Annotated in this window: 6 protein-coding genes; 3 read left to right on the top strand and 3 right to left on the bottom strand. The window is 63.3% G+C overall.

From position 1 onward, the window contains the following. The coding region (locus I2E26_RS08780; RefSeq protein ID WP_195420425.1) for a DUF4091 domain-containing protein at positions 1-1527 on the top strand (1527 nt) is incomplete at its 5' end. Between the two features lie 161 nt (positions 1528-1688). On the opposite strand, the gene I2E26_RS08785 is transcribed toward I2E26_RS08780, so the two are convergent. After that, on the bottom strand, positions 1689-3380 hold the full coding sequence (locus I2E26_RS08785; RefSeq protein ID WP_195420426.1) for a carboxypeptidase M32: 1692 nt from the start codon (positions 3378-3380) through the stop codon (positions 1689-1691). A 292-nt stretch (positions 3381-3672) separates the two neighbouring features. On the opposite strand from I2E26_RS08785, the gene I2E26_RS08790 reads away from it, so the two are divergent. Continuing rightward, positions 3673-4797, top strand: coding sequence for a C45 family peptidase (locus I2E26_RS08790; protein WP_195420427.1), 1125 nt, complete (start codon positions 3673-3675; stop codon positions 4795-4797). Positions 4798-5152: 355 nt separating this feature from the next. On the opposite strand, the gene I2E26_RS08795 is transcribed toward I2E26_RS08790, so the two are convergent. Further along, positions 5153-5761 carry a thioredoxin family protein gene (locus I2E26_RS08795; RefSeq protein WP_195420428.1) on the bottom strand — a complete coding sequence of 203 codons (609 nt, stop codon included), beginning with the start codon at positions 5759-5761 and terminating at the stop codon, positions 5153-5155. Positions 5762-5819: 58 nt separating this feature from the next. Continuing rightward, positions 5820-6482, bottom strand: a complete 663-nt coding sequence (locus I2E26_RS08800; RefSeq protein ID WP_195420429.1) for a cytochrome c biogenesis CcdA family protein — start codon at positions 6480-6482, stop codon at positions 5820-5822. 312 nt (positions 6483-6794) lie between these two features. Here I2E26_RS08800 and I2E26_RS08805 point away from each other — a divergent pair. Beyond that, a partial coding sequence (locus tag I2E26_RS08805; protein WP_195420430.1) for a family 20 glycosylhydrolase occupies positions 6795-9224 on the top strand: 2430 nt, incomplete at its 3' end.

A 9224-nucleotide genomic window follows, 5' to 3' on the forward strand; every position in this document is an offset into this window, starting at 1 on the left:
GTGCAGGTCTGGCAGCACCCCTTCAGCGTGAGCGGCTACTATTTCGCCAACAGCACGGCTGACGCCGCTACGGGCACGGGCACCAACGCGCCCATCGATACGTTCCTCAGCAAGGAGCACAAGGACCTGCTGCGCGGCTCGCTGAAGGAGTACGCCTCCATCGGCGGTCACGACCTGGTTGCCAACATCGTCGAGGAGGCCTGGAACCACCAGTCCTATTACGGCGACACCTCCATGGTCACCTGGATCTTGAACGATAAGGGCGAGTGGACCTTCGACTACACGCTCTTCGATAAGTGGATCGCGTTCGCCACCGAGTGCGGCGTCATCGATCCCGCGACCGATCTGGGCCAGATCAAGTGCTACTCCATGGTGTCGTGGGGCGGCTTCAAGTACAAGGACGCCGAGACCGGCGAGATGAAGTCCTATAACATGCAGCTCAACGGCAACAACCCCGAGGGTGAGGCCGCATGGACCGCGTTCCTGAAGGACTTCTACAAGCACTGCCAGGAGCTTGGCATCTGGGATATCACCTACATCTCGATGGACGAGCGCGATTACGGCCAGCTGAAGCCGGTCGTCGACCTGGTTTCCGCCGTTGAGGAGGAGCTTGGCATCAACATCAAGCTGAGCTCCGCGCTCAACGTGAGCACCGACCAGAACATCGTGTCGCTCTCCGATAAGATCGACGACATCTCGGTGAATACCGGCAACGTCGACGACGGCTTCCGCGGCCTGGCCGACGCCCGCGCCGCCAAGGGCTTCACCACCACGATCTACAACTGCACCGGCAACTATCCGGGTAACTTCATGATCTCCGACCCGGGCGACAACTACTGGGCCATGTGGTACGCCATGTCCTCCCATGCCGATGGCTTCATGCGCTGGGCTTGGGATAACTGGACCAACGATATGTTCGGCAACGCCACCTATCGTTATTGGGAGCCGGGTGACGGCTGGTACATCTACCCGCTCGAGAGCGCCGATGACCTGGCCGAGAACCCCGATGGCTTCTACAGCACGCCCCGCTACGAGATGTTCAAGCAGGGCATCCGCGATGTGTGTAAGGCCAAGTACCTGGTTCAGAACGAGAAGGTCGCCGACCGCGTGATGGAGCTGGTCGAGTCCCTGCAGGTGCCGCGTGCGACCACCGTCCACGGTGCCGCCGTCGCGCAGAACGAGGAGCAGCGCATGCTGGCCCATAGCGAGACGGACCGCATGTACGACGGCATCAACGAGATCGCCCGCGAGCTCGCGCCCGCTCCCGAGCCCGAGCCGCAGCCCGATCCGAAGCCGGAACCCCAGCCGCAGCCGCAGCCGCAGCCGCAGCCCCAGCCCCAGCCTGAGCAGAAGCCGGAAGGCGGCCAGGGTGCTACCGGCAAGCCGAACGGCGGCCAGGGCAAGCCCGGCACCGACGGCCCCCTTGCCCAGACGGGCGATCCCGCGCTGTTCGCCCTCGTGGCGACGGGCGCCCTCGGCGCGAGTGCGGTGGCAGCCGGCTACCGCGCGCGCAAACGCTCTCGCTAGAAGCGACGTCGCGCACGAGTGATGCGCGCATCGCATTGACGCGCGATCCGTGAAAACAAGGAAGCCTCCCTTCCCGTTGATGGGAAGGGAGGCTTCCTGCGTTATCGGCGGGATGGCCGTCCGGTGCGATATGGTGCGGGCGGCTGCCTGCGCGCGCCGTCCTACAGGTTGTAGAGCGTGCGGAACTTGCCGCCGAGGTAGTCGCAGTAGAACGTCGCATCGAACGGCGCCCCGCAGGCGCCCTGTACGAGCTCGGGAGCGTCCTTGCCGCGGCCCCAGCGCCAGATGTTCTCGCCCAGCCAGGCGCGAACCGGAGCGAGGTCGCCCGCCGCGCAGGCGGCTTCGAGGTCCACGCCCGCCGCCTTCATGGCGGGCACGTACTGCGCGTCGTAGGCGCTGCCCAGCGCGTAGCTGGGGAAGTAGCCGAATGCGCCGCCCGACCAATGGGTGTCCTGCAGCGCGCCCTCGGTATGCGTGGGTACGTCGAGGCCCAGGTATTGCTTGGTCTTCTCGGCCCACAGCCCCGGGATGTCCTTGGCGGTAGCCTCGCCCGCGAACAGCAGGCGCTCGATCTCGTAGCGGATCATGATGTGGAGCGGGTAGGTGAGCTCGTCGGCGTCGCAGCGGATGAGGTTGGGGCGCGCGATGTTGACGGCGCGGTACAGCTCGTCCTCGCCCACGTTGCCGTAGACCTCCGGCGCGTGGCGACGCAGCAGCTGGAGCAGCGGTCCCATGAAGGCGCGGGAGCGCCCGACGGTGTTCTCGAAGAAGCGGCTCTGGCTCTCGTGGATGCCCATGGAGGTGCCGCCCTCCAGGCAGGTGAACGCGTACGCGGGGTCGACGCCCAGCTCGTAGATGGCGTGGCCGGCCTCGTGGATGATCGAGTAGACGTTGCTCATGGCGTTGTCTTCGTAGATGTGCGTGGCCACGCGGGCGTCGCCGGCGCTGAAGCCCTCGGAGAACGGATGCTCGGTGAAGGCGAGCGTGGTGGATGCCATGTCGAGCCCCACGAGCTTCATGAGGTCGAAGGAGAGCGCGCGCTGGGCCGCCTCGGGGATGCGAGCGTTCAGGAAGGCCGCCTCGGGTTGCTCGCCGCGTTCGGAGATGTCATGCACCAGCGGCACGACGGTCTCGCGGACCTGGGCGAAGAACGCGTCGTAGGCGGCGGCGTCCATGCCGCGCTCGTACTGGTCGAGCCAGACGTCGTACGGGTCGCGCGTGCTATCGAGGTAGCCGGCCTGGCGCTTGAGCGCCTCGACCATGCGGTCGATGTAGGGCTCGAAAGAGTCCCAGTCGTTGGCGCCCTTGGCCTTGTGCCACACGGCATCGGCTTCGCAGGTCAGGCGGCTCCAACTCTCCACCTCCTCCTTGGGGAAGGCGAGGGCTTCGCGCTGGTCGCGCTCGAAGACGCGCAGCTCATCGGCTAGCTGCTCGTCGGTGAGCTTGCCCTTGGAGAACGCCTTGTTGAGCTTGCGGACGAGCTTTTGCGCGCGCTCGCTGGTAAGCAGCTCGTGGTGCTCGCCGGCGAGCGTCGCCATGGCCTCGCCGCGTGCGGCGGCACCGTTTTCCGGCGCGACGGTGGCGCCGTCGAACTCGGCGATCTTCAGCAGGTAGGAGCGGGTCCAGAGGTCGCGCTCAAGGGCGCGGAACTCCTCGGCGCGCTGCGGGGCCTGGCAGACGTGGCCCTCTTCGTGGCCGTGGTAGCAGCAGCCGTCGCCGTCGTGCTCCTGGTCGCGTTCGTGCTTGCCGCAGCATTCGTCGGCGCGCTCGGATTGCTTTTTATGCTTACCGCAGCAGCTGCCGTCTTTCTTGTAGTTGCCGCAACATGATTCGTCGTGCTTATGCTTGCCCATGGGGCCTCCTTGCATATCGAAGTGGTCCATCGAACAGCAGTGTACCCGTACTCGCGGGGTTATGACGCTTATGACTCCCCCTGTTCGGTTGTTTGACGACGCGGGCTGATGGGGAACGGGTGGGTGCAAGATGACAGTCCTCCTTAGGAATTGCAGCAACGATAGCGTACAAATTATGTGAAATGTCTCCGAAAATAGGTGAACGATGCAAATAGGTTAACAACTATTGTTAGAATCCTCTCCGCTGTATGGACGCCCGGCGGGGCGACGATAACGTGAGGGATAGGTTTCTATGCTGCATTCTCAGGAGCACGACAACCCATCGGTGCAGGCGGGACGCCGGGGCAAGGGCATCGTCGGCCGCGTCATCGCGGTGTTGGCGGGCGTGTGCCTGGCGGCCGCGGGCGTGGCGCTGCTCATGTTTGGCGGAGAGCTCAAGACGCTCGGCACGATCGAGAAGGTCGACGAGTATCCGCTTTATACCATGGATTACGCGGCCGATTACGGCCTGGATGAGTTTCTCGAGCAGGGCGGCGCCTCCAACGACGCCGAGCTCATCGACTTCGTGGTGGGCCGCCTGTTGAAGGGCCTTCCCATCAAGATCGAGCTTCCCAACCTGGCGTGTTCGACCTTCAATGCGAAGACGCCCGAGGGCGAGGCGCTGTTCGGCCGCAACTTCGACCTGGAGTTCTCGCCCGGCATGATGGTGCGCACGACGCCGAAGGACGGGTACGCCTCGATCTCGATGGTGAATCTGGCGTTTATCGGCTATGGCGAGGATAAGCTGCCTGACGATTTTGCTTCGAGTATCGTGTCGCTTGCCGCTCCGTTCGCCCCCCTCGACGGCGTGAACGAAAAGGGCCTGGCCGTGGGCGTGCTGCTTATCGACACCGAGGCCACGCACCAGCAAACCGAGCGCGTGGACATCACCACCACTACGGCGATTCGACTGATGCTCGATCGCTGCGCTACGGTGGACGAGGCCGTCGAGCTGCTGTCCAGCTATGACATGCATGCGTCGGGCAACCGCTGCTACCACTTCCAGATCGCCGATGCGAGCGGTAAAAGCGTGGTCGTCGAGTACATCGATAACGAGATGCGTCTGGTGGAACCCGGTGAGGAAGGTTACCAGGCGGCAACGAACTTCCTGCTCACGCCGGGCGAGTACGACTTCGGCGGCGGCCAGGACCGCTACGAGACCGTGATGGGCGCGCTCGATGCCGCCGACGGCGTGATGACGGAGGCGGAAGCGATGGATACCCTGCAAAGCGTCAGCCGCGAAGTCAAGATCAAGGATAACGGCGAGGTCTTTCAAACGCAGTGGTCGGTCGTGTACAACCTGGACCGCGCATCGGCCACGGTGTGCATGGGCGGTAAGTACGACGAGTTGCATGAGATCACGGTAGCGAGGCAATAGGACCGTAGGAAAATGCGGGGGTTTGAATAAATGCATAAAACTTGCTCGCCACTGCATAAGAAATCATAACGAAACGGCTCCGGTGCGTTATCTGCGCATTCGGAGCCGTCTCGTTGGCACTAAATGTCATTTTTGAGTCCGCTTAGAGCCTGTTTGGTTGACCGGCTCTTCATTTTTATGCTGGCGGAGAAGCTTTCCCCTCGTGTGGGAGCGCGAAATCGGCCGAGTTACTACACATCTGATGATAAAAAGCGCTTGCAGGAAGTATGCACGCTGTTTTTAGAGAGCCAAAAGACTCAAAATCTGCATTTAGTGCCAGCTGGACCTTTCGTCCGGGGAGAATCGGGTTTTGGCGCTATGATTCCGCCTGCAAGGTACCGCCCTGGGCCATCGCGATGCCCTGCTCGATACCGTCCAAGCCCAGGCGGCCCTGCCCGTAGGCCACCAGGTTCCCCTCGGCGTCAACCAGGTACGTCACGGGAACAGCGTTGACGCCATATGCGCTGGCGGCTGACATCTCGGTGTCGAAATAGATCGGGAACGTGTAGCCCTTCTCCTCGATATAGGTGCGGGCAACGTCTTGCGTCTCGCTGCCGGCGGTGAGGTTCACCATCATGAAATGGACGTTGTCGCCATAGGCGGCGTACGCCTCCTCGAAGTCGGGCATGCCGGTTTTGCATACGCCGCACCAGCTGGCCCAGAAGCTCACCACCACGGGCTTGCCGCGCAAGTCGGAGAGCTTGACTTCGTTGCCGTCGCGATCGAGCACGGTGAAATCGGGCGCCGGCTCGGGCTTGGGGTCCGTGTCCGCGCTGACCGAGTCCTGCGGTTGCTTGCCTGCCGGTGCGGCAGCGGGAACGGGGGTCGTGGGCGCGTCGCCCATGGTGCTGTAAAGCACCGCGGCGCCACCGATCACCGCTGCGAGTGCGAGCGAGCCCACGAGTGCGAGTTGCTTGTTGTTCATAGGTGGTCCTTTCGAGTGCTCGTATGGGGGCGTGGGTGTGCGAACGTGCGGCGGCGCGCTATGACAGCGCGCCTACCAGGCCGGTCATGGCTCCGGTGGCCATGAGGACGCCCATGGCTATCAGCAGCGCACCGCTTGCCTTGGTGATTGCGTCATAGTGCCGCTTGATAACATCGAATGCTCCTTTGAGCTGGTCGATCAGCAGGGCGCTGGCGAAGAACGGAATACCGAGCCCGGCGGAGTAGGCGAGCAGCATGAGCATGCCCTCGATGACATGGCCCTGCTGCCCGGCAAGCATGAGGGCGGAGCCCAGAAAGGCGCCGACGCACGGAGTCCAGCCGAGCGAGAAGACCGCGCCCAGGGCGAGGGCGGAAAAGAAGCCAAGGTCGCGGACGGCGGCAGCACGCCGTGCTCCATGGAACAGGCCGGGCTTGATGACGCCGAGGAAGTTGAGGCCCAGCATGATGACCACGCTGCCGCATACGACGTTCACCACGGTCTGGTATTCGCGCAACAGGCCGCCGATGGAGCCGGCCAGCGCGCCCATCGTAACGAATACCAGCGTGAATCCCAGGATGAAGCCGAGGGCGTTCCGTGCCGTCGCCCCGCTTTCGCGCGTCGAGTCGCCGGCGAAGTACGCTATGTAGACGGGAAGCATGGGCAGCAGGCACGGTGAGATGAAGGTGATGATGCCTTCAAGAAAGGCGGCGACATAGGGCATGCGGGAACCTCCGCGGTTGGATGGCGTTACAGGTCTGATGCTGCCCAGTTTAAAGGAGCAGACAGGTTTCTGCGGGTGATAAAGTCACAAATCCTATGGTTGCAGCGTAGGGGCGCCCGGGCCGCTGGGAGGGGTAAAGCGCGCCGTCTGGCGAGCGGGCTGCCGTGCGACGGCGCGCTCGATTCATACTTACCAAATGGTATTGACAGATCGCGGGCGTTCGACAGGCGCCGTGCGATACGAAGCGATGCGTTCCGGGTCCCGGCTTGCGCAGACGGTGCCTTCGGACGCGTTTCCTATGTTAGGAGGACCATGTCTGCTTTCCGTTCCACCTCGTGGCGCCGCGCGACGCGCCTTGTCATCTCCGGTGCGCTCACCCTGGGCGTCGTGGCCGCCCCCGCTTTGCTGCCCCCTCCTGCGGCGTATGCTGCGCAGCAGCAGAGCTCGCAGGAGCTGTGCGAGCTGGTGAACCCCGTGCTTCAAAGCTACGTTCCCGCAGCGGGGGAGCCGTGGTCGTTCGAATCGACGTCGCGCATCATCGTCAATGCGAGCGAGGCCAACCTTAAAAACGAGCGCCTCGCCGAGGTCGTCAACCTCATGAATGCCGAGTACGCCGAAAAGGAGCTCGTCGCCGGCTTCATGGGTATGGTCTACGCCCCCGCCGACTCCGCTGCCGCCGCCGACATCGTCGTCGATGTCGTGCCGGTCGAGCAGATCACCGATCAGACGAAGTCCGCCGAGGCCTATAAGATCGATGTCTCCGCAACCGGCGGCGTGCGCATCTACGGCGCGAGCGAGAACGCGGTCATGTTCGGCCTGCGCACCATCGAGGCCATCATGCAGACCAACAACGGCGAGCTTCCCGCGGGCCAGATCGTCGACTGGCCCAACCTGCAGGAGCGTCGCCTGTTCGTGGATTGCGGCCGCAAGTTCTTCTCCAAGGATTGGTTCATCCGCCAGATCCATGAGATGGCCTACCTCAAGCTCAATACGATCGACATGCACTTCTCCGAGAACCTGGGCTTCCGCATCGAGTGCGAAACCGACCCCGCGATCGTGTCCCCCGAGTTCCTCACCAAGGCCGAGGTTCTGGAGATTCTCGAGGAGGCCCGGCTGTACGGCATCAAGGTCATTCCGTCCATCGACTCCCCAGGCCATGTCGACCAGATCCTTAAGGTGCATCCCGAGTACGGTCAGATCGCCAGCGACGGCAAGACGCACTACGACCGCGGCCTCGATGTGACCAACCCCGAGGCCATCGCCTATATGAACAGCATCTACAAGGAGTACATCGACCTGTTCAAGCAGGGCGGCACCACCACCGACATCTCCATCGGTTGCGATGAGTACATGGAGTTCGACCGTCCGCCGTTCACCTCGATCTACCAGTCCGTCCTGGAGAAGTGGGCCGACGAGAACCTGGGTCGCGAGTACAGCTGGACCGATACCCTGGCCACTTATATCAATAACCTTGCCGAGTTCTGCCGCGACGAGGGCCTCACGCCCCGCGTCTTCAACGACGGCATCTATTATGGCGAGAACACGAGCTATCGCCAGAAGGTGCAGATCCACGACTGGATCGGCGTCGACTTCTGGTCGCAGATGAGCTGGAACTGGAATATCGCCAACCTGCGCAAGCTCGTGGACCGCGGTATGAAGGACTTCTACAACTTCAACGCCAACTACGGGTACTTCGTCCTGCGCAACGACAACCGCGGCGCGTCCTTCGATTTCGACGACAGCCTCGAGCGCTGGTGGAACCAGTGGCGCCCCGGCGATTTCCAGGACCGCCAGAACGCCAACGTGCTGCCCGATACCGACCCGCGCATCAAGGGAACGGCTATCGCTATCTGGTGCGACTATCCCAACGTCGCCACCGAGGACGAGGTCGCGCAGGGCATCTCCAAGGAGCTGCGCGCCATGGCGTCCCGCAGCTGGAACGTCGCCTCCAACCGCAACATGAATCTCGACGAGTTCAAGGCCCTTACCGAGCAGCTCGGGCACGACGGCGCCTGGGACCGGGGCCAGAAGCTTCCGAGCTCTGGCGAGATCTTGCCCGCCGAGAACGTGGGCAAGGTAACGGTGAGCCACGTCGACGGAGCCGGTAAGAAGCTCGCCGAGGACACCGTGAAGTACGGCGTTGCGGGCGACCCCTTCAGCATCGAGGCGCCCCAGATCTACGGCTACCGACTGGTGAGCGAGAAGCCCACCGTGACCGGCACCTTCACCAAGGAGGGCGTCGAGGTCACCTTCGTCTACGAGCTCTTCACCAATAAGGACTCCCTGCTCGAGGCGCTCGCCACCGCCCCCATCGCATCTATGGGCATCGACGCCACCTATGAGGGCGTTGCCCGCGCGCTGGCCGACGGCCGTGCCGTATTCGAGGACGAGGAGGCTACGCAGCTGCAGGTCGACGCCGCGCTCAAGGCCATCAACGACGAGGTTGCCGAGGTCGTCTCGCTCGACCGGTTCGCCCTGTACGTCGAGTGCACGCACCCGCTCAAGGCCTCGGATTACGTTGGCGGTTACGATGCCTACCAGACGGCGCTCGATAAGGCCAAGGCGCTGCTGCATGGGTCCGATGTGACCGAGGAGCAGCTCGGCGCCGCCCTCGAGGAGATCCGCACGGCGAAGGCCGGCCTGTCGAAGCCTTCGGGCGAGAGGCCCTCGATCGACGCGACGGTCGATTGGTACACCTTCGACGGCGGATTCCCGTACGACAACATGATCGATGGCAACCCC

Origin of the sequence: Collinsella sp. D33t1_170424_A12 (assembly GCF_015554865.1) — a bacterium.
GTDB lineage: Bacteria > Actinomycetota > Coriobacteriia > Coriobacteriales > Coriobacteriaceae > Collinsella.

Excerpts from the sequence above, each read along its gene's own strand:
- I2E26_RS08785 (WP_195420426.1), bottom strand. The coding sequence starts at position 3,380 with ATGGGCAAGCATAAGCACGACGAATCATGTTGCGGCAACTACAAGAAA.
- I2E26_RS08790 (WP_195420427.1), top strand. The coding sequence starts at position 3,673 with ATGCTGCATTCTCAGGAGCACGACAACCCATCGGTGCAGGCGGGACGC.
- I2E26_RS08795 (WP_195420428.1), bottom strand. The coding sequence starts at position 5,761 with ATGAACAACAAGCAACTCGCACTCGTGGGCTCGCTCGCACTCGCAGCG.
- I2E26_RS08800 (WP_195420429.1), bottom strand. The coding sequence starts at position 6,482 with ATGCCCTATGTCGCCGCCTTTCTTGAAGGCATCATCACCTTCATCTCA.